General features: G+C 44.5%; 15 protein-coding genes. 3 read left to right on the forward strand and 12 right to left on the reverse strand.

Annotated features, from left to right (window positions below):
- The first annotated feature begins 92 nt into the window (after positions 1–92).
- A complete protein-coding gene (gene gnd / locus IM515_RS03270; RefSeq protein ID WP_002786428.1) occupies positions 93–1,520 on the forward strand; it encodes a decarboxylating NADP(+)-dependent phosphogluconate dehydrogenase in 1,428 nt (475 codons plus the stop codon).
- A gap of 239 nt (positions 1,521–1,759) precedes the next feature.
- On the opposite strand, the gene IM515_RS03275 is transcribed toward gnd, so the two are convergent.
- The 10 genes from IM515_RS03275 to IM515_RS03320 all read right to left on the reverse strand — a co-directional run bounded on the left by IM515_RS03275 (position 1,760) and on the right by IM515_RS03320 (position 15,407).
- Complete coding sequence (locus tag IM515_RS03275) at positions 1,760–2,350, reverse strand: ribonuclease HII (protein ID WP_002786432.1); 591 nt, start codon at positions 2,348–2,350, stop codon at positions 1,760–1,762.
- Positions 2,347–4,506 carry a ribonuclease E gene (gene rne / locus IM515_RS03280; protein ID WP_287630380.1) on the reverse strand — a complete coding sequence of 720 codons (2,160 nt, stop codon included), beginning with the start codon at positions 4,504–4,506 and terminating at the stop codon, positions 2,347–2,349. The genes IM515_RS03275 and rne overlap by 4 nt, the downstream gene beginning before the upstream one ends.
- A gap of 685 nt (positions 4,507–5,191) precedes the next feature.
- The gene (locus tag IM515_RS03285) at positions 5,192–5,947 is read right to left on the reverse strand and encodes a DUF2232 domain-containing protein (RefSeq protein ID WP_002766262.1); all 756 of its coding nucleotides are present in this window, start codon (positions 5,945–5,947) and stop codon (positions 5,192–5,194) included.
- Positions 5,948–6,473: 526 nt separating this feature from the next.
- A complete protein-coding gene (locus IM515_RS03290; RefSeq protein WP_287630381.1) occupies positions 6,474–8,063 on the reverse strand; it encodes an SUMF1/EgtB/PvdO family nonheme iron enzyme in 1,590 nt (529 codons plus the stop codon).
- A gap of 308 nt (positions 8,064–8,371) precedes the next feature.
- Positions 8,372–9,673: a CO2 hydration protein gene (locus tag IM515_RS03295; protein WP_287630382.1), complete on the reverse strand. Its 1,302-nt coding sequence runs from the start codon at positions 9,671–9,673 to the stop codon at positions 8,372–8,374.
- A 48-nt stretch (positions 9,674–9,721) separates the two neighbouring features.
- Positions 9,722–10,087 carry a NirD/YgiW/YdeI family stress tolerance protein gene (locus tag IM515_RS03300; protein WP_287630383.1) on the reverse strand — a complete coding sequence of 122 codons (366 nt, stop codon included), beginning with the start codon at positions 10,085–10,087 and terminating at the stop codon, positions 9,722–9,724.
- 39 nt (positions 10,088–10,126) lie between these two features.
- Positions 10,127–11,677, reverse strand: a complete 1,551-nt coding sequence (locus IM515_RS03305; RefSeq protein WP_287630384.1) for an NADH-quinone oxidoreductase subunit M — start codon at positions 11,675–11,677, stop codon at positions 10,127–10,129.
- 78 nt (positions 11,678–11,755) lie between these two features.
- Positions 11,756–12,481, reverse strand: a complete 726-nt coding sequence (locus IM515_RS03310) for a carbonic anhydrase (RefSeq protein WP_287630385.1) — start codon at positions 12,479–12,481, stop codon at positions 11,756–11,758.
- A gap of 81 nt (positions 12,482–12,562) precedes the next feature.
- Positions 12,563–14,416 carry an NAD(P)H-quinone oxidoreductase subunit F gene (locus IM515_RS03315; RefSeq protein ID WP_287630386.1) on the reverse strand — a complete coding sequence of 618 codons (1,854 nt, stop codon included), beginning with the start codon at positions 14,414–14,416 and terminating at the stop codon, positions 12,563–12,565.
- Positions 14,417–14,462: 46 nt separating this feature from the next.
- Positions 14,463–15,407 (reverse strand): LysR family transcriptional regulator, encoded by a 945-nt coding sequence (locus IM515_RS03320; RefSeq protein ID WP_287630387.1) that lies wholly within the window; start codon positions 15,405–15,407, stop codon positions 14,463–14,465.
- Between the two features lie 420 nt (positions 15,408–15,827).
- Here IM515_RS03320 and IM515_RS03325 point away from each other — a divergent pair, with 420 nt between their 5' ends.
- Entirely contained in the window at positions 15,828–16,538 is a 711-nt protein-coding gene (locus IM515_RS03325; protein WP_287630388.1) for a Uma2 family endonuclease, read from the forward strand.
- A gap of 331 nt (positions 16,539–16,869) precedes the next feature.
- On the opposite strand, the gene IM515_RS03330 is transcribed toward IM515_RS03325, so the two are convergent.
- Positions 16,870–17,169: a hypothetical protein gene (locus IM515_RS03330; protein WP_287630389.1), complete on the reverse strand. Its 300-nt coding sequence runs from the start codon at positions 17,167–17,169 to the stop codon at positions 16,870–16,872.
- A 274-nt stretch (positions 17,170–17,443) separates the two neighbouring features.
- Between IM515_RS03330 and IM515_RS03335 the strand changes: the two genes are divergently transcribed.
- Complete coding sequence (locus IM515_RS03335) at positions 17,444–17,878, forward strand: D-Ala-D-Ala carboxypeptidase family metallohydrolase (RefSeq protein WP_287630391.1); 435 nt, start codon at positions 17,444–17,446, stop codon at positions 17,876–17,878.
- A 668-nt stretch (positions 17,879–18,546) separates the two neighbouring features.
- Here IM515_RS03335 and IM515_RS03340 read toward each other — a convergent pair.
- Positions 18,547–18,660 (reverse strand): transposase (locus tag IM515_RS03340; RefSeq protein ID WP_130758671.1); only part of this gene is annotated, 114 nt, incomplete at its 5' end.

The raw sequence follows: 18,660 nt of genomic DNA on the forward strand, positions 1-18,660 counted from the left end.
TCAAGGCTTAAGAAATAGGGAAAGTTTAGCTATCTTAGGGAAAGTAGGCGCTAAAAGGGGAAGAAGAACGCATCAGCTGAGACTGAATTTCTATGACTAAACGTACCTTCGGTGTTATCGGACTAGCTGTCATGGGAGAAAATCTCGCTCTCAATGTGGAGAGTCGGGGTTTTCCCATCGCTGTTTACAATCGCACCGCCAGCAAAACTAAAGAATTTATGGAAACTCGCGCCGTCGGCAAAGATGTCAAGGCGGCCTATAGTTTAGAAGAATTCGTCCAAATTTTAGAGCGTCCCCGCAAAATTCTGGTCATGGTAAAAGCAGGCCCGCCGGTGGATGCCGTGATCGAACAATTAAAACCCCTTCTCGAAGAAGGAGATATGATTATCGATGGCGGTAACTCCCTCTACGAGGACACGGAAAGACGCACCCGCGACCTAGAATCGACCACTAAACTGGGTTTTGTCGGCATGGGAGTCAGTGGTGGCGAAGAAGGCGCTCTGCACGGTCCTTCCCTGATGCCGGGGGGTACAGAGTTCGCCTATCGGGAATTAGAGCCGATTTTAACCAAAATTGCCGCCCAAGTCGATGATGGTCCCTGTGTCACCTATGTGGGTTCCGGGGGTGCGGGCCATTATGTGAAAATGGTTCACAATGGCATCGAGTACGGCGATATGCAGTTAATTGCCGAAGCCTACGATGTGCTGAAAAATGGTCTAGGACTAAGCAATCAGCAGTTACAGGAAACTTTCGCCGAGTGGAATCGCACCGATGAGCTTAATTCTTATTTAATTGAAATTACCGCCGATATCTTTAAGTATGTTGACCCGGAAACTGGTCATCATCTGATAGATTTAATCTTGGATTCGGCGGGACAAAAGGGAACAGGACGCTGGACAGTGTTAAGTTCCTTGGAGTTGGGGGTGCCAATTCCGACCATTTATGCTGCGGTTAATGCTCGCGTGATGTCCGCTTATAAGGATGAACGGGTGGCTGCCGCTAAAGAGTTACCTGGACCTGGGGAAACCTATCCGGGGGATGCGGCACTATTTGTGGATAAGGTGCGTGATGCTCTTTACTGCTCGAAAATGTGTTCCTATGCCCAGGGTATGGCTTTAATCGCTAAAGCTTCTCAGGAGTTTAACTATAATATCAGTCTGCCGGAATCGGCCCGGATTTGGAAGGGGGGCTGTATTATTCGGGCTAGTTTCTTGGATAAAATTCGCAAAGCTTTTGCGGAAAATCCGGGGCTGCCGAATTTGTTGTTAGCGCCGGAATTTAAGCAAAGTATCCTCGATCGCCAAGAAGCATGGCGTGAGGTGTTAGTCTTAGCTAATAAGTTGGGAATTCCTGTCCCGGCTTTTAGTTCTTCTTTGGACTATTTTGATAGTTATCGTCGGGCCAATTTACCGCAAAATCTCACCCAAGCACAACGGGATTATTTTGGCGCTCATACCTACGAACGTACCGATAAACCCAGAGGTGAGTTTTTCCATACGGAATGGATGACTGAATCCTAAAGCTATCTAATATCTTCTCCCCTTTTTATTTCCGTTAAAAAGGGGAATTTTTTGGCGATATTTTTCTGATTAAGAGTTAATACCAAATCCGTTTTTAATAGTGTGATTAACTCTCAAGTTATGAATTGTTTCTCCCCACACCCCCCAACCCCCCGATGTCGGGGGGTTGGGGGGGCAGGGGGGGGGTTGCATGAGTGCCTCTTGCCTCGTCTCAACAAGCAATTTAAATTACGAACAGCTTAGTCAAGCTCCAACCTCGATTGACAGGGACTAAAAGAGAGCCGGTGCTGAGAAGTAAGTCCATGGTTGCCGATCGCTTCTAGGTGTTGAGCAGTGCCATAACCCTTGTGACGAGGGAGTCCATAATCGGGATAGCGTCCGTGCCAACGAGTAATTAAGTCATCGCGCCAGACTTTGGCCACGATACTAGCCGCCGCAATTACCGGCGATTGTTGATCTCCCTGAATTACCGCCTTTTGGGGGATTGACAAATCTTTAATAATGTGCTTGCCATCGATCAAACAGAGACTGGGGGAAAGGGGTAATTTCCCGATAGCTCTGCTCATTGCCAGTAGGGAAGCATGAAAAATATTCAAGCGATCGATCTCTTTCACCGTAGCATAACCGATGCGACAAAGAAAATCCCGTTGTATTTGCTGGCTCAATTTTTGCCGTTTTTGGGGGCTAAGTTGCTTACTATCTTTTACCCCCAACTCCCACAGCTGCGGAAAACCAGAGGGGACAGTGACCACTACCGCCGCCACCACGGGGCCAAATAAAGCCCCGCGTCCCACTTCATCGACACCGGCAATTAAGGGTTCTGCGCTCATGACTCATCGGCAGTGGCGGAGGAACGACGACGACGACGACGCAGCACCGCAGTTTCAGCCTCTATTGGTGGCTCCTCCGTCACCTCGGCGCTCACCGGGGTCTCGAAAGGAATGACTTCACCGAGAAAAACTGGAGTTTCGGGCGCCATCGGTTCGGGGGTAAAAGTCAGTGGCGGACTAGCTTCTTGGCTGATTTCCTGACCAACTTCGCTAGTGGTGGGACGACGACGACGGCGCACCAGGGGACGATTTTCGGCTTCCTCGCCGGTTTCCATCCCTTCGACTGGTGCGACCTCAGCTTCTGGGGTAGGAATCAAGGATATTTCAGGAGTGGCAGACGTTTCTGGGTTTTCCGCTTCTCTTTCCCCTGGCAGTTTCACGGAAACAATCACCGATTTCGGGTCTTTAAACTCCTTATCCACCAGAATCAGGGGAGAAATGCCCATTAAAGAATAAACTTCCTGTTCTACGGGGGTCATTTCCACGGAAACCCGCTCCCGTTCGCTGACGGGGATATTTTTGCCAGCACCGGCATCTTCTCCCCGTTTCGAGAGACGGGCCGGGCGTTCTCGTTTTTCCTCAAGGCGTTGGGGTTCTGATTCTGGCTCGATTTCGTTGTTAACACCATTAGTAGAGGCTTTTTCGCCCCGTTCCTCTTTTAGCAATAGTTCCGAGGGACGACGGCGACGGCGACGGCGAGAATTATTAACCTGTTCTTGATAGTTGGGATGAAAGGAAAGATCCATCTCTTGGGCGTTTTCTTCCGCCTCAAATTCGGAGAAAACTTCTAGATAGGGTTCGGCCGCCGCAACGCTAGGAGCGCTCTTATCGGGTAGAACTTTTGTATTAATCGGGGCAACGACAAGGGTTTCTTTTTCCGCGCGGCTAAGGCTGGGGGTTTCTAGGGCGATGGCGTTGCCTTCTCCGGGTAGATGGGCTAAATGGCCCAGTCCGCCGCAATGGTCACAGGTTTTGCCGAATAATTCATAAATGTTTTTCCCCTGACGCTTACGAGTTAATTCCACTAACCCCAATTCCGATAATTGGGCAATCTGGGGCCGGGCCTTATCGCTTTTCAGGGCCTTATTAAACAATTCCAGCAGTTTCAACTGGTCGCGACGGGAATCCATATCGATGAAGTCCACCACCACCACACCGCCGATATTTCTCAAGCGCAGTTGTCGGGCGATTTCTGTGGCGGCCTCGCTATTAGTCCAGAGTACGGTTTCCCGGGCCGTGGCCGAACGGGTAAAGGAACCGGAGTTAACATCAATTACCGTTAAAGCTTCCGTCGGTTCGATGATAATATAGCCGCCGGAGGGTAAATCAACCCGGGGTTTCAGGGCCTCGCGAATGGCGGCGTTAACCCGGAAATAGTCGAGAATTGGCTGGGTTTCCCGATGGGAGTCGATATAAACCCCTTCGAGAGCTTTGCCGCCGCCCCAGTTCGTCAATTGCTGTTTAACTCGTTTTACCGCCATCGGGTTATCCACAACAATGCGATTGACATCGGCACTGTACATATCCCGCAAAACCCTTTGAATAAAGTCATCATCGCGGTTAAGCAGGGCCGGGGCCCGGGTGCTGACGGCCATCTGTTGGATACTCTCCCACTGTTTTTGCAGAAATTCCAAATCCTCGATAATCGCCTCTTCCGCTTTGCCTTCGGCCTCGGTGCGTACCAGCAACCCCATCCCCGCCGGTTTGACCAAAATCCCTAAAGCTCGTAAACGGGAGCGCTCGTCTTCACTGCGGATGCGACGGGAAAGATTCACCCCGCGACCATTGGGCATCAATACCAGATAACGGCCAGGGAGAGTGACATTTCCCGTTAGCCGCGGTCCCTTGTTGCCGGTGGGTTCTTTCATTACCTGTACCAGCACTTTTTGCTGGGGGGCCAGTAATTCCGTGATAGCACCGGCGGTTTTTTTCAGTCTTAAGGGGCCCAGGTCGGTGACATGGATAAAGCCATTGCGTTCCGCATCGCCAATATTGACGAAGGCTGCATCTATCCCAGGGATGACATTTTCTACTAATCCTAGATAGATGTCGGCCACCTGCTGATTACCTGTGGCTACAACTAATTCCTGAATTTGATCTTCCCAAAAAACAGCCGCTATATGGTGTTGTTCGGCTATGATTATTTGTTTTGGCATTCAATTTCCTCAATCTTTCGGTTTCAAAAGCGACTGACCATGGGCTATTTGTCTATGCTTTGAGGCTACTTCTGGAAATCTGGTCTTGTTAAGAAAGTTCTAAGAAGATGAGTCCGCATCGTTAAAGCCTCATCTTGATGTTCATCTGCCTCTCAGACATGGGAACTGAGTCTTGGTTTCAGTTTTTAAGTCTGTTTGGCAAGTGCCGGCTTGACCCACAATTAGACAAGCACAGCCAAGAGACGAGATTTTCAATTAATCCCTGAGTCTTGCTCGATAACAGCATTTTTTATCCGTTTCCGCCAGTTCTGTCTATCAGAATCTAGGAAAAAAGGAGTTTTTGAGTTACTCCCCTCGGCAACAGGTTTCTGTGGACGGGAAAAATAGCGCACTTTTCGATTTTCCAAAAACCACGATTCTTTTAAGAAATGCTGTAATCGAGTCTTATAGACGACTATAACTCACTCGGTCACTCTCTGACAAGATGATAATCGAGGAAAAACGATCGATTAACAGTTGACTGGAGATAAGCTAAGACGTATTTAAACCGCTTATTTTTAGATTAGCCGAATCTCCCCCCCCCTTGCCCCCCCGACATCGGGGGGGTCTTGCCTTTTGCCTCTTGCCTCGTCTCAACAAGCAATTTAAATTACGAACAGCTTACTGACCATAAAGCACTAAATAATTACTCATAATCTAGTATGACCTGCACCCATTTGGGCGGACGAGAAATCGGATTACCGAGGCGATCGAGAACTAATAACGCCACTAAATGCACGGCAAATAAGTATAATAAACTATTGACAAATATGCCCACAACTGCTATCGATTGCACTTGCAGCAGCGTCGGTTTAGCGAGAATCCCTAACTGGGTGAAAATCCAATCAATAAAATTAGTCGCTTGGGTAATCACATATAACCAAAGATTTTCGCCTAAAAGAATTGAAAACAGCCAAAAACGAAAGAATAAACCAAAAGCACCCAACAGTCCCCCGGTCAAAATAGAAAATTCCCAGCGCGCACCCCGGCGCCAGCATAGCCCCAATTGTACCCCCATCAAGCCGTGGGGAATCAAAAAGACAATGCTGCGAGTCGGTCCCATTAACACCGACAAAAGTAAACTAGAAACTAATGCTGTCATCCAAGCACAACGAGCGCCCCAACGTAAATAGGCCAAAGCGATAGGAATCGGGAAAAAAACCCTTAATAACGGTCCGAGGGGAAAATAATAATCAATTAACCAGATTAAACTGGTAGCACTGGCCAAAAAAGCCGTCTCCACCGTGATCAGGGTAGAGATAGACTTGAGGGGAGATGGTTGGATAGGTTGAGCAGTGGGTTTATCTAGGGGTTTCCCTTCTTCCCCCAGATCTACCCAATTGGTTTCATCTATTGTCTCTTCTGAGGATTGAGCGGGAGAATTAGCGTTAGAATCGTTCATTCTATCATTTTTCCGGTGGTCGGGACGGGGTGGCCAGCTATTCTTAGCTTAGACTGGCGACTCCCAGTCAGACAAGAGGCAAAAGGGGGAATAAATAATCAGTCTTTAATAACTGGATTGAGTATCAGGTGTTAGGGGTGGGGGAATTTACGGAAAATTTCCCTGTTTTCACTGAAAAAAACGGCTCTAAATAGGGTTTGCGGCAAAAAGTACGGGCGAATGAGTAGGTAGGGTGCGTTAGGAGCGCCACAATATTATTTAATTTCAGATCGTAGGTTGGGTTGAACGATAGTGAAACCCAACACTTTTAAATAATTGGGTTGGGTTTCTACGGCTCAAAAAAAAATCGACCCGCCTTAAATCGTAGGTTGGGTTGAACGATAGTGAAACCCAACACTTTTAAATAATTGGGTTGGGTTTCGTTCCTCAACCCAACCTACGGCTCAAAAAAAAAATCGACCCACCTAGCGGCGGGAAAAAGAGAAAAAGAGAAAAAGGGTAAAAAGGGAAAAAAAGGGAAAAAGGGTTACAGAGTCCTCCCAGCACCGCACACCACCCGAAAACCGATGCTGTTGTAGTTGTCGCGGCGGAAGAAGTTGTTGCGGGAAGCAGAACGGCAGTAATAAGGATCGTGGTACCAAGAACCGCCCCGCAGTATGCAATAATCATAATCATTATCATTATTATTTTTTATCCAAGCACTGCCATCCGTCGGCGCTCCGATATAGTCACCATGCAAATTGTCCTCGCAGCACTCCCAAACATTGCCACTCATGTCATAGAGTCCCCAAGCATTGGGCCTTTTCTGGCCCACAGGATGAGTTGTCTTCTGAGAATTTCCGTCATACCAAGCATAATCTCCTAACTGATTGGCATCATCACCGAAATAATAGCGAGTAGTAGTCCCCGCACGACAAGCATATTCCCATTCCGCTTCTGTCGGTAAGCGATAGGTTTTTCCTGTTATTTGACTCAATTTCTGACAAAAGGCTTGAGCATCGTTCCAACTAACCTGTTCTACCGGATTTTGCAGATTGTTTTTAAACCAAGAGTTATTTTTAAAATGAGAGGGATTGGTTCCCATTACCGCTTCATATTGTGCCTGAGTCACAGGATATTTCCCAATCGCAAAACTGTTGACTTTAACTTGGTGTGGAGGCTTTTCGTCATTGTAGGCATCAGAATCACTGTCAGGGGATCCCATGAGAAATTGACCTGCTGGTAAGCTCACCATCTCTAGTGTGACTCGATTGGGTAGGTTTTCGGTAAATGGAGTAGGTGAAGCAATTAGGGGTATTGGTGAAACAGGCTTTTTGACTGCTTGTAAGGCATTTAAAACCTGTTGTGCTGTCCATCTTTGTTTTCTATCTTTTTGCAAACACCCTTCAATAATCGGTTTAAACTCTTTCGGTAAACTAGGGATTTGTAGCTCACAATTTATCACCTTTACCATTAATTGATTATTGTCATTATTGAACTTATAGGGAAATTGATTAGTGGTCATTTGGATTAACATAATACCTAATGACCACAGATCCCAAGCTGAGGAAATATCACCCCTAAAGGCTTCGGGAGGCATATAAATAATTGTACCGGTATTGTGGACTGTTTGAGTGTGGCTTTTGTTATTTAAAGTTCTAATTAAGCCAAAATCTGCTAACTTGTATTGTTGATTAACCTTGAGGATATTACCCGGTTTTAAATCTCGATGGACTTTATTTTGTCGATGAAGATAATTTAAGCCCTGGGCGACTTGAGCAGTAATATTTTTAATCTCATCCGCTGAAAAACTGCCTTTGGCAATGTGATTTTCTAGGCTACCCTGTGCCAATTCCATGACTAAATAAAGCATCTCTGTATTGAGAAAAGTAAATTCCCCCACCGCATAACTCTTAATTAAATTAGGATGTTCTAACTTTCTGGAATTTGTTAATTCAATTAATTTATCATCGCTACTTTCGGGGATAACTTTAATGGCAACTTCTTTGACCGATGTATTTCTGACCATTTCACTAGCATGAAATACACCACCAAAACCACCCGCACCGAGAAACTTATTAAGACGATAGGGGCCTATTTGTTGCCCTTCTAACATCTTCATCATTTGGTCTAGCATAATAATAACTCCTGAATTAGCCAATTTTTACGTTCTGTAACTATCCTATTAAGTGGGTGGTTTTAACGAAGGCAAGAGGCAAAAGCTTTATCGAAATGTGTAATTAATTTTGCTTAGGTACTTAATACTAAATCTGGCTATTAAATACTGATTATTTATTCCCTCGAGTAGAAAACGGGTTTCTCGGAAAAACCCGTTTTCTGTGGGTTACTCAAGGGATTTAGTATTAGTATGACATTGGGTGTCGGTCATCTGATTATATCAAAAAAGGTGGGCTATAAACCCACCAGAAAAGTAAGCAAAAAACCTCAACGATAATTAGGACTTTGGATATCTCTAAGACGCGCTTCGGGGCGTTTAAATCTGTCCATTTGTGCCTCAAAGAATTGACGATTTTTAAGTAAATGTTTGGGATTAGGATCGTCGAGGGGATAGAGTAAAGCAGTGCGTAGAGCTTGAATAACTGCCGAAGTAACATTATACATCGAACGCTGGAAACTAATACCCAATTGAATCAAAATATCATCTTCCCCCCGGCAGTTTTGTTGATAGTAATCAATCAGATATTGGGGTAAAAAATGATACATATCATCCATTAACAACGTCGGGGGAATTCCCGCAGTACCCACGGGGAAAACATCCGCGTAAAGAATACCATAGTGAAAGTCTTTTTGTTCGTCAGGAACCTGTTTTGCTTGGGCATTATAGGACTTTGTACCCCGGAAGGGAGCAGTACGATAAAAGACCGCTTCTACATAGGGTAAAGCCGCTTCATAAAGCCAAGTAAAAGCCTTTGATTTGGGGATAATTTCGTAGCATTGACCATCAATATAAACGTGATGATAAATTGGCCGGCCAGCGATGGCAAAAATGCCATTAACGAGGAAATTCATGGCATCGGGAACACCTTTAAACCCGCCTTCATCGTAGATATCAGACATCTCGAAAAATACTGGGGCCATCACTTCCCAGAATAGTCCTAAATTAGAGTAATAGGACATCATCCGCACCTGTTCTAAGAACATATCGGGGAACAGGTCATAAAGTTTCATCATCACGGGGTTTTTCTTGAAATAGGCCTTAATAGCGCGGTCGGCATTTTGGCGATATTCTTCTGAATCAAGATAGGCATCAAATAAACCCCAACCCATATCGCGGCCATGCCATAACATGGCTTGCATACAGGCTTCGGCAAATTCCATATTAATGCGATCATGCCAAAGATGATGGATTAATTTGGGCATTTTTCGGGTTTTACCTTTATCCATAAATTCTAACAATTCAGGATGAGCGGAACCCGTGCCGCGCCAGATGCGTAAATCGGCATTATCGCCGGAGTAATGATTTTGTAGCTCTAGGTATTCTTGGGGTAGAAAATATTTAAAAAAGGGCAAAGGATCGAGGAAAACTCGTTCGGCAATATAGAGCAGATCTCGCCAATAAAAATCCATCGGTACGGCATAAGCTTTATAAATGCCGATAATTTGCATCAGGTTTTCGGGAGTATCCGGTAACATGGAGCCACCCGCTTCTAACCGGTGGATAATGTCGGCGAATTCATGAGTAGAAGGGGGAATTTTGGCAGTGGGTTTAACAGGAGTTTGTACCATGATTTGTGCTGGTTAGCTTAAGAAACTTGTTGAGTCAATATTCGGGGTTTAATCTTTTTTTCCTGCCCAAGGTGGCCGTCCAAATTGGGGACGAATTTGCATAACTTGACCGTTGGGACGAGTAATCGAAAAAGCATCAAATTCTCCCTCGTCATACTCTCCGACCACGGTGAGATATTCTCCCACTGATACGTTAATTTCTTGCCACCAGCGCGGTCCTGCATCGACAATTACTTGACCAGTGTGATCAGCTAAAATAAAGTCGTTACCAACCACACTTTTTACCTGTCCAGATATGGTAATTGTTCTTGTATCTCTTAGGCTGCTGATCGCTGTTTGGGCGACAACTAAGGGAGATAAAGTGATAATTCCTGTGGTTAGCAAACTAAAGGAAATCAGTGAGATTAATTTCATCAGTTTTCTCCAAGATTAAGTAATTAGGAAAAAATATTCTCAACTGGCAGATAAATATTTACCCCGATTTAACCAGTTGGTTTTTGAGGACTTTTGCGGAGATTTTTTGAAGACAAAACTAGGTTTTGCTTCTCCCGATAAGCTGGCAACCATCGAGTTAGTGGTGGGTTCAATCCAACGGACTAAATAATTGGGTTGAATACCTAAAAAGACGATTAATACCATTAGGACAAAAGCGGGTATAGTTTCCGATTTCAGGACTTTGGGATAGTAGGCAAGTTTATTATCCAATTTACCAAAACAGGTGCGATTAAGCAGGATAACAAAGTAAACCGCCGTTAAACCGGAAGCGATGATACAGAGAACCGTCTGCACGGGAAAACGGGAAAAACTACCCTGAAAAACGATAAATTCCGCCACAAATCCCACTAATCCGGGAATCCCGGCGCTGGCCATACCGGCGAGAATTAATAGGGCGCTAACCAAGGGTAAACCGCGAATTGGGTTCATTAAACCGTTTAAAACGTCTAAATCTCTAGTTCCGGCTTTGCGTTCGACGATGCCCACCAGATAGAATAAGAGGGCGAGAATAAGACCGTGGCTAATCATTTGCGCGACGGCACCAAGGACGCTTAAACCCGTGCCGGCGGCGGCTGCTACCAGTATATAGCCCATGTGACCGATCGAACTGTAGGCCACCATGCGTTTAATGTCTTTTTGGGCAATAGCGCTCAAGGCCCCGTAAATAACGCTAGTAACGCCGACAATTGCCAGTCCGGGGGCGATTAAAGACCAAGTTTCGGGGAATAATTGCAGGCCAAAGCGAACTAAGCCATAAGTACCGAGTTTAGCGAGGATACCACCTAATAAAATTGCTGTAGCGGGGGAAGCTTCCGTGTAGGCATCCGGTAGCCAAGTATGGAGAGGTACGAGGGGAATTTTGATGCCAAATCCCACTAACAGCAGAGTTAAGAGTAGTAACTGGGTTTTTTGGGAGAAATCGGCGGTGGAGAGGGAGGAATAGTCAAAAGTACCACCGTTGAGGAAACCTATGCCTAAAAATGCCGCTAGGACTAATAACCCAGAGACAGCAGTGTAGAGAAGGAATTTAATCGAAGCATAGCCACGTTTTTCGCCTCCCCAGATAGCAATCATCAGATAAAAGGGGATTAATTCTAGTTCATAGAAAACGATGAACAGCAGCAGGTTTTTGGCCATTAATGCCCCAGAAACCCCGGCGTTAATCAGGAGGATTAGGATGTAATAAAGTCGGGGACGCTCTACTTTTTCTTCGGTACTATAGATAGCTATTCCTGTCAAGAAACAGTTTAAAATAATTAACAGTAAGGACAAACCATCGACTCCGAGGTTATAACTTAAACCGATTGGTTTTGCCCATTCGCGGTATTCAGAAAATTGAAAGCCATTACTGGTTAAGTTATATTGGGTCAGCAGATATAAAGACCAAAAGAGGACGGCGGCAACAAAAAAGAGGGTAATTTGACGTAATTTTGCTGGGGCAAATTTATCGGGGAAAAGACCGACGATAATTGCTCCAATTATTGGCAACCAAAGCAGGGTACTGAGCATATTGGTATCGATCAAATTTATAATGACTGGGATGAGAAAAGGATTAGCCAACCGACACGATGACTAATCTAGAATTGACTAAATTAAACTCACTTTGCCGGTATCGAGATCGTAGTAGGCTCCAACAATTTTTAATTGTTTTTTATCTACTAAATCACCCATGACCGGGGATTTGCCTAATTTCTCTACTTGATAGATAACATTGGATTTAATTGCTCGCTCAAGTTTGTTAGAACCGGGTTGTTTTTCGGCCCGATCAACTCCCACCTGTAGGCCATCGATTAAACGACCGATTTGACCGGGGAAACGACCCCCTTCAATGGTGGCTTTTACCGCTCCACAACGAGAATGGCCAAGGACAACAATTACCTTGGCTCCTAATACCAACGTACCGAATTCGAGGCTACCAATTTCTTCGGAAGTGGCTAAATTTCCCGCTACCCGACAAACAAATAGATCTCCTAATCCGCGATCAAAAACGATTTCTGCCGGCACGCGAGAATCGGCACAGCCCAAAATTGCCGCGAAAGGGGCTTGACTTTCGGCCACTTCTGTGAGTCGAGCTTGATCGCGGTTAGGACTTTTTTGTCTTCGTTCCCAGAAACGTTGATTGCCTTCCATGAGCATAGTTAAGGCCTGGTCTGGGTTCAATCCTTGATTTTGAGCGGTTAGCCATGGCTGGGAATTAACAGCAGTTTGGGCGTTAGTTTGGGACAACTGAGAACCCAAAACAGTGGCGGCTAGACCGGTTCCCAAAAAACCACCCCCATAACGGATTAATTGGCGACGAGAGGTATTGAACATAGGTAATTGTTTCCATATAATCAGGACAAATCCTATTGTCAGGGCCGGGGATGCTAAAGAAAAGCCTAAGTTATCAAATCTTTAACTGAAAACTAGAGAAATTTGTGATAGTAGGGGCCAGCAGATGATAATACCGATCAAAGCGACCCCCAAAATAATCGACAGAAAGTAAAATTGGGTTTGGCCCGAGACGTTATATTTCAAACTCTGACCACCAAAAACCGTGGCTAATCCCACCAGGTTAACTATCCCATCCACCAGAAAGGTATCGATCCAGTTAATAATTTGCGAGATTAATCCGACGACAAAAACGATGGTAACTTTATACAATTGGGCTGTATAAAGGTCGTTGGCAAAGAAATCTTGAAGGGCTTTCGGTTGAAAAACGATCGGTTTGGAGATATTTTCATTCAGATAAATATATGCTGCCGGAATTACGCCAGCAGCAGTGGAAAGTACCAAGAGAAAAGCCACTCCCAGATTTAAGTTACTTGGTAATAAATGCCATTGCGCTAATAAAATCGGCAGATGAAGGGCGAAACCCATGGTCACAGTCATGGGGATAACTAAGGGCCAAAGAGCTTCCGGAGAGCGCAGGGTCATCGGTTTGATTTTACCGCCAAAGAAAACACAGAATTCTCTAGTGACACTAAAGGCAGTTAAAGCATTGACCAACAATAGCACTAATAACAGTAAACCACTGACTTCTGCGAGGCGATCGCCCATGCGCGCTAATGCCCAAAAACCACCAAAGGGAGGCAGTGCGACCAAACTAGCGGCGCCGACGAGATAACAAATACCAGAAACGGGACGACGGGACCATAAACCCCCGTATTGGCTTAAATCTTGGCTGATATTATTCCAAACAATGTTACCCACCACCATGACTAACAGGGACATGGCGATCGCATAAGTAAAGAGTAACACTAAAGCGGTTTCCGTTTGTCCGGTGGCCACAGCGATAAAAATCAGCCCCATGTAGGCGCTGACGGAATAGGAGAGGGAGCGCTTGACATCGATCTGTGCGATCGCAATTAACCCCGCACCGATGGCAGTAACAGAGCCAACAATGATCATTACTTGCAAGGTTAAGGGCGATAATTGCAGCACCGGCTCTAATTTCACCAATAACCAAGCGCCGGTGGAAACGACGACCGTATTCCGCAGAATTGTCGCTGGCATCGGTCCTTCCATCGCCTCATCTAGCCATAAATGCAGGGGAAATTGAGCGCATTTGCCCATCGGACCTGCAATCAATGCCAAACAGAGTAAATTAGCCACATTGGGGTTTAAATTGGCTGTAGCCGCCCATTCTGCCAATTGGTCAAAGTTCCAGGTTCCCGCCAGGGGTAAAAGGGCCACCACTCCCATCAAGAGGATTAAATCGCCAATCCGTTTGGTCAGAAAAGCGTCCCGCGCCCCTGTCACTACCAGAGATTGATTGAACCAGAAACCAATCAGCAGATAAGTGCCGAGAGTCAGAACTTCTAGCACACAATAGCTGAAAAATAGCGAATTACAGATAACTAGGGCGCACATACCCCCTTCAAAGAGAGCGACGAGAGAATAAAACCTTGCCCAACCCCAATCCATTTCTAGATAGGCGATCGCATATACCTGCGCGGCGAGGTTTAAGCCGGTAATTAGCAGTAAAGCCCCGATATTAACGGCCGAAATCTGCACATCTAAAGATATGCTTAAATCTGCGGCATTTAGCCAATTAAATGCTATAGATTGCGGCGGACGACCCCAAACGGCGATTAAAGCAAAAAGGCTATGCAAAAAAGCCCAGCAGGTCATGATCAAGTTCAGATAACCGGCCGGTCGGGGGCCAGTTTGCCGGATAATACCGGGAGACCAGGGTAGAGCGAGAAGTGCGCCCGCAAAGGCATAAAGAGGTACCAACCAGATAGTCTGGCTGAAGGACTCGAACATATAACCACCTCAAGAAGAAAAATGATCCTGAATTAAAGTTTAAGGTTTAATGGCTCACTAATAAGCTGTCACCATTTTTTAACGAGGCATTAATCGGGATAGTTTGACTAGCTTCCAGCAGGTATTTTAAAAAAGCATCGGCAATCACGGAAAGTTGTTTTCCGGCCAGATAACAAACGTACCAATTGCGCTGAATCGGAAAATGTTCCACGTCGAGGATGGCTAATTCTCCGTTTTCCCCTTCCGAGATGAGAGTATGCTTAGATAGTACCGATAGTCCCAAACCACCAGAAATAGCCTGTTTAATGGCTTCGTTACTGCCTAATTCCAAGCGCACCTTAACTTTAATATCGTGGAGATTAAATAATTTTTGTACCGCTTGGCGGGTTCCAGATCCCGATTCGCGCATAATAAAAGGTTGCTGGTTGAGGGATTCAAGGGGGAGATTTTTCTTACCCACCAATGGATGATCTCGTCGCGCCACCACCACTAGGGGATTTTCCAAGAAAGACTGAGAACAAAGTTCCACTTCTTCCGGTGGTTGACTGAGAATATAGAGGTCATCCTCGTTGTTTAACATTCGCTCTTGCAGTTTCTGATGATTAGTCACTTGCAGGGCGATGTCAATACCGGGATACTGTTGACAGAATGCCCCCAGTAATCGCGGTACAAAGTATTTAGCGGTAGTAATCACGCCTAAAGTTAGCTTTCCCTGTCTAGTTCCCTTAATATCGGCCACTTTCATTTGAAAGTTGTCCAATTTCTTAAAAATCTCTTGACAGGTGAACAGTAATTCCTGACCCGCTTCGGTTAAAAATAAACGTTTGCCAATTTGCTCGAATAGCGGTAAACCCACGGCTTTTGTGAGTTGTTTGACTTGGGTTGAGACGGTGGGTTGAGTGATAAATAACTCCTCAGCCGCCTTGGTAAAGCTACTGTGTCGAGCGGTAGCCTCAAAAACCCTTAACTGGTGCAGGGTTGCCTGTATCAAGTTCCTATGCCCTCCTCAATAACAACTATTTGTTACCATAAATCCTAACGTTTTTATAGATTCTAGTCAATTAACTTTTTGATAAATATAGACTCTACTAGATATAACTGCCGCTTAAGACCTTTAGTCAGCCGTCAGCCTTGAATCAGTTATCAGTCATCAGTTGTAGCGGGTTTCAGTCTAATAAGGTATAGTAAATCCCTTGATAGATAGGCGTTTCAATCGGGACTCACTTCTGTGAAAACCGCTATATCAGTTATCAGATGTGAGTTTTCAGTTCACTGATTACTGTTCACTGAAAAAGCTCCCCTCTCCCCTACTCCCCCATTACCCCATCTCCCCAATTCATAATTGATAATTCATAATTCATAATTATCTTGCTACAATCAGAAAACAACCATCTATTAAAAATAAAAGACAATGGTTAGTTATCTTGATATTGACGACGATCTTCTTTTCCCAGATAGCGATGGTCAACCGATGGCAGATAATACCGAACAATATGAGTGGATTGTTAAAATTAAGGAGAATTTAGAGATTATCTTTGCCGATGACCCTACGGTGTTTATTGCTGGAGATTTACTCTGGTATCCTCTGCGTTCTACTTTGGTTTCACCGGTTGCTCCCGATGTGATGGTAGCTTTTGGCCGTCCCAAAGGACGAAGGGGTTCCTATCGTCAATGGCAGGAAGAAAATATCGCTCCTCAAGTGGTTTTTGAAATTCTATCACCGAAGAATACAAAAGCAGAAATGAGTCGAAAGTTAGAGTTTTATGACACATATAGTGTAGAAGAATACTACTTATATAACCCGATGCGCTGTCGTTTACAAGGTTGGCAAAGACAGGGAGAAAATTTAAGAGAAATTATCCCCATCAATGACTGGATAAGTCCCCGTTTGGGAGTGCGTTTTATCTGGAATAAATCTAGTTTAGAATTGTATCGTCCCGATGGAGAGAAATTTTTAACAACTGTTGAGTTAGAGTCTCAAATGCGTCAAGAAAAGAAACGCGCTGATCAAGAAAAAAAACGCGCTGATAAAGAAAAGAAACGCGCTGATAAAGAAAAAAAACGTGCGGATCGACTAGCGGAACGCTTAGAGGCGTTAGGATTAACCTTAGAAGAAGAATAATACCATGCCATTACTTTGGAAAAATGGTATTTAGACCAAGTTTTTTCATAGGTTATTAGTAAACAATAATCAGTGAACTGATAACTGATAAGTAGGTAGGCGTTAAAAATTATCAGATGCCCCCCTTATTAAGGGGGGACTGTAACTTATCAAATAGTTGGGATCCCAGTAGTTTGATAAAGGACTAGGTGGGACTAGGTGGGAAGTATTGGGATATAAGGGTTTCAGGATTTTTCACAAACATGATACTAACTGTATAGCCCTATCAGATGTTTGGGATCTCAATGTAGTATGCTGACTTTTCCCGATTCGCAATAAAGCGAGATAGTTCTCAATAAGATTTTTGGGATTGGCTTTTTTCTAGAGCTTGATATTTTGCTTCCCAAAGGCGATCGCGAATAGCAAAGTCTTTTTCAGCATCTTGCTTGGTGTAAGTAGTTGCGTAAAGGCTTTTTAGTCCTAAATTTATCTCTTTTAGCTCGGTGCTGATGTGTTTTTGCCCAATTTCGAGATTTTCGAGCTTGTTTTTCGCTTCACCTAAGCTTAAGACAATTGAGCCGATTGTGATTATCGCTAAAATCAAGGCTGTTATTGCTTGCATTTTGTCCCATCCAGCGTTAGTTTTGCTCATTTCTCCCCTTTTTTAGGTACTTTTACTATCTCAATTTTGGGGAGTGGCTGTCAGTGGCAAAATTTTGCCACTATTGGGGAGAGGAAAACTTCTTTTTTTGTGGGGGGGGGAAATTACTCCTGATTTTGATTTGTGGGGCTAGGTAGAATATTTGTAGGTTGGTTTTAGATTTCAACAGTGGGGGCATCGCACCCCTTTTTTTTGGGCAAAAAATAAGCCCTGATTTTGATTTGTGGGGCTAAGTAGAATATTTGTAGGTTTTAGGAGGGATTTTGTGAGTAATTCTGCAATTGATTGGAAAAATCCGTTGATCAAAATTAGTGACTTTTTTTCGGTGGGTGAGGTTACTAAAGGTGATTTAAGGCGAATTCCTGTGAGTGCTGAGATTCAGCAAAATATTCTTAAACTGGCGATCGAGCTTGACAAGATTCGTGAGGAGTGGGGTTCTGGGATTGTGGTTACTTCTTGGTATCGCCCAATCGCAGTAAATAGGGCTGTAGGGGGTGCGAGTAATTCTCAGCATATCTTTGGTCGGGCTGCTGATATTAAGCCTGTTAATGGCGATTTATTGCGGTTCCAGGGATGGCTTGATCAAGGTTGGTTTGGTGCGCTTGGATATGGGGCAAAAAAGGGTTTTATTCACTTAGATATGCGTAACGGAAAAGGCTGGCGATCAAAGGGACAAAAGGGTTCGCGATGGAATTACTAAGATGGGCAAAAATCTTTTAACTACTCAGGTTTTTTGGGGTGTGGTCTTTACTTTATTTTTGGCTGTTTCTCCTAAGCTTGAGGAGCTAGAAAGCAAACGTTTTACGGTCAAGGATTGGCTAGAATTGGCTTCGCTTCTAGCTTCATCGGGGTTGGTGTTGACAAAATACCATTCTGATTGTAAAGGGGTCTATACTCCCAAGTTTCTGCCTGGTCGGAATGAGGGTGAGGAGTGATTTTATTGAGTTTAATTCTCAATAAGCGTTAATCTTGGGGAGTTTGAGGGCTTGGGGCGGTAAAATGCCCCAAGCCTTTTCGTGACAAGGGTTTCGCTCATATCAAAAAAAATTGATATGAGTATCATGTTACAAGATTTGTAACATGATACTGGGGTTTGTAACATGATACTGATTTTTTGACTAAAACGCTGAAACCTTTGCATATTAAGGGTTTCCAAACATGATACTAATTTTTTGGCTTTTTGTTTGATAGCTGAAACTCTTATGGGGTGAGGGTTTCGGAAGTTGATACTGCTTTTTGTACAAGGTAATCGGACTCTATCTTAAGATGGAGGAAAGTCTAGATTTTTGATTATGTTAGAGCATGTCCAAGAGATTCCGTTCGATTTAAAGCGGCGTTTTGTGGCTCTTCGTTACTCTTTATGCTAAATCAACAGACAAGATGCCAAGATAACATACTTCTAACCCAAAAATTACGAAAGTTTCTAAAGCCATAGCCTCTCCGTTTTATTAGTTTAAGTTTATTGTTGATTCCCTCGACCAC

The organism is Microcystis sp. M44BS1, from assembly GCF_020244875.1.
Classification (GTDB): Bacteria; Cyanobacteriota; Cyanobacteriia; order Cyanobacteriales; family Microcystaceae; genus Microcystis; species Microcystis panniformis.

Excerpts from the sequence above, each read along its gene's own strand:
- IM515_RS03325 (WP_287630388.1), top strand. The coding sequence starts at position 15,828 with ATGGTTAGTTATCTTGATATTGACGACGATCTTCTTTTCCCAGATAGC.
- IM515_RS03315 (WP_287630386.1), bottom strand. The coding sequence starts at position 14,416 with ATGTTCGAGTCCTTCAGCCAGACTATCTGGTTGGTACCTCTTTATGCC.
- IM515_RS03330 (WP_287630389.1), bottom strand. The coding sequence starts at position 17,169 with ATGAGCAAAACTAACGCTGGATGGGACAAAATGCAAGCAATAACAGCC.
- rne (WP_287630380.1), bottom strand. The coding sequence starts at position 4,506 with ATGCCAAAACAAATAATCATAGCCGAACAACACCATATAGCGGCTGTT.
- IM515_RS03295 (WP_287630382.1), bottom strand. The coding sequence starts at position 9,673 with ATGGTACAAACTCCTGTTAAACCCACTGCCAAAATTCCCCCTTCTACT.
- IM515_RS03300 (WP_287630383.1), bottom strand. The coding sequence starts at position 10,087 with ATGAAATTAATCTCACTGATTTCCTTTAGTTTGCTAACCACAGGAATT.
- IM515_RS03275 (WP_002786432.1), bottom strand. The coding sequence starts at position 2,350 with ATGAGCGCAGAACCCTTAATTGCCGGTGTCGATGAAGTGGGACGCGGG.
- gnd (WP_002786428.1), top strand. The coding sequence starts at position 93 with ATGACTAAACGTACCTTCGGTGTTATCGGACTAGCTGTCATGGGAGAA.
- IM515_RS03290 (WP_287630381.1), bottom strand. The coding sequence starts at position 8,063 with ATGCTAGACCAAATGATGAAGATGTTAGAAGGGCAACAAATAGGCCCC.
- IM515_RS03305 (WP_287630384.1), bottom strand. The coding sequence starts at position 11,677 with ATGCTCAGTACCCTGCTTTGGTTGCCAATAATTGGAGCAATTATCGTC.
- IM515_RS03310 (WP_287630385.1), bottom strand. The coding sequence starts at position 12,481 with ATGTTCAATACCTCTCGTCGCCAATTAATCCGTTATGGGGGTGGTTTT.
- IM515_RS03285 (WP_002766262.1), bottom strand. The coding sequence starts at position 5,947 with ATGAACGATTCTAACGCTAATTCTCCCGCTCAATCCTCAGAAGAGACA.